The organism is Fibrobacter sp. (assembly GCF_045131395.1).
GTDB lineage: Bacteria > Fibrobacterota > Fibrobacteria > Fibrobacterales > Fibrobacteraceae > Fibrobacter.
In genome coordinates this window covers 1-2335 of record NZ_JBGUQY010000011.1, presented here as the reverse complement: position 1 = coordinate 2335, position 2335 = coordinate 1, and the positions used below count along the sequence as shown (strand labels likewise).

The following is a 2335-nucleotide window of genomic DNA, read 5'->3' as shown; positions in this document are numbered from 1 at the left end:
ATTTGCCAACAGGGTTTTCAGATCTGCCCATGTGCTGATGCTTTGCACGTTTACCCCGGTAAATGTCTCCGATCCGTAATAATCACCACCTGATTTGGCCGAAACTGTCACATTACTCGTCTTCCCTTCTTTGCTTATACTGGTCGTAAAATCTGTGCCATATACAAGCTCTCTGCCGTAATATGTCACCGTCGGAATAACCGGGGCGGTATATATATCTGTACCATTTATACCCGTTACAACGGCTGCTGGAACATAGAATTCCTTATCATCGCCAATATGCTCCCTTATATAACGCTTTAAAATCTTATTATAATGCACAGGAATCGGTTTGCTTGCGCAATATGCAAGTGTGCCTTGTCCGTCATTACCTATTTTATGGGTGTAATAAGCGGTCTCCCAACCACTTCTTTGGCCTTCCGGTATTTGAGGTGCAAAATTTGTCGGCAGATGGAATGTGGCAAAAACCGTGCTTGCTGTATGCGCAATCTCCCAATGTGCCTGTGTGCAGTTTGTATAGCAAACAGACTTAGTAAGCTGATTATTATCAATTTCTCCCACAAAGCCGGCACAATTATTTGTGTTGCCGGTCATGCTGCCTTCGAATATACAGTTCTCAAAATTCAAACCGCCACTGTAAAGCCAGCCCACCAAACCTCCATGATATCCGGCACTGCTGACACATGAAATGGTAACCTTGCTCGTACAGTTTATGATATTTGTAGGTATGCCGTCTGCATCCCTGTCCTCAACACAGCTAACTATCCCGCCTCCGTGTTCCCTTGATTTGTTAATTGTAATTGTACCGTCTACTGTCAGGTTCCTTATCGTTGCGCCGTCAACCCAGCCGAATGGACCGGAATAATCTGTACTACCATTAATGCTAACTGTTAAAGTATGCCAATCTCCATCAAAATTTCCACGAAACTCATTCCCTGATGCGAACGTTCCTCCCGTAAACCAACCGACCATCACATCAATACCGGTGATGTCATTCCCAAGGCGGAGATACTCCCCTTCATAAGTTTTTGGGTTTTCTTTCGCGTTAACGCTTTCCGCGAATGCGTTCCAGTCTGCTTTTGTCAATAGCACATAGGGTTCTGCTTCGGTGCCTGAGCCACCGCCAGAGAAAGTCACTTGTCCCCACGCTAATGCGTTAATAAATAGTGTTAAAAAAGTAATAATAACCTGTTTCCTTGCAAACATTATTTTCATTATACCTCCATTGTTTTTCGAGGTTTTTGAACATAACAAACAAGTTCAAAGAACCGATATTCCTTTTAGTCTGCAAAATTACGAATAATATCAATAAGTATAACATTTTTTTTGATAATTTTTTCAATATTAAATGGCAAATGAAAATTAGTTTAAAAGTTTACCGTTTACAGTTTAATTTTTTCTCTTCGCTAAACGGTAAACAGTAAACGGTAAACAAAAAAAGGAGCCTTTAGGGCTCCTTTAAGGGGGTGGCGACGACCTACTTTCCCACAAGCTAATGCAGTATCATCGGCGCGACGGGGCTTAACTTCTCTGTTCGGAATGGGAAGAGGTGGACCTCCGTGCTATAGTCACCATGTGTATCTTTCAAGACACTTTCGACATGGACTGAAGGAGAACACAAGTGCAATATCGCTCACACCAGTGACACCGCTCTGTCTCGCAGTGCTGTCATCCGGATGTGCTGCGTGAAGTGTTCGGGCTATTAGTAGCGCTCGGCTTTGACGTCGCCGTCTTTACACCTGCGCCCTATCAACGTGTTCGTCTAACACGACCCTAAAATGAGACCTCATCTTGAGGTGGGCTTCGCGCTTAGATGCTTTCAGCGCTTATCCCGTCCGAACGCTGCTACCCGGCGGTGCGGCTGGCGCCACAACCGGTGCACAGGAGGTTCGTCCGTCCCGGTCCTCTCGTACTAAGGACAGCCCCTCTCAAGTCTCAAACGCCCACAATAGATAGAGACCGAACTGTCTCGCGACGTTCTGAACCCAGCTCGCGTGCCACTTTAATCGGCGAACAGCCGAACCCTTGGAACCTGCTCCAGCCCCAGGATGTGACGAGCCGACATCGAGGTGCCAAACCGCTCCGTCGATTTGAGCTCTTGGGAGCGATCAGCCTGTTATCCCCGGAGTACCTTTTATCCTTTGAGCGATGGCCCTCCCATGAGGAACCACCGGATCACTTTGCCCTACTTTCGTACCTGCTCGACTTGTATGTCTCCCAGTCAAGCCCGCTTTTGCCACTGCACTCTTCGCGCGGTTGCCATTCGCGCTGAGCGGACCTTGGGAAGCCTCCGTTACGCTTTTGGAGGCGACCACCCCAGTCAAACTACCCACCA

1 protein-coding gene and 2 rRNA genes are annotated in these 2335 nt (G+C 47.1%); all 3 read right to left on the bottom strand.

Translation table 11 applies throughout. From position 1 onward, the window contains the following. A partial coding sequence (locus tag ACJMNB_RS05010; RefSeq protein ID WP_405339597.1) for a hypothetical protein occupies positions 1-1215 on the bottom strand: 1215 nt, incomplete at its 3' end. A 249-nt stretch (positions 1216-1464) separates the two neighbouring features. Next, positions 1465-1576, bottom strand: a 5S ribosomal RNA gene (gene rrf, locus ACJMNB_RS05005). Between the two features lie 106 nt (positions 1577-1682). Further along, a 23S ribosomal RNA gene (locus ACJMNB_RS05000) occupies positions 1683-2335 on the bottom strand; the annotation flags it as partial.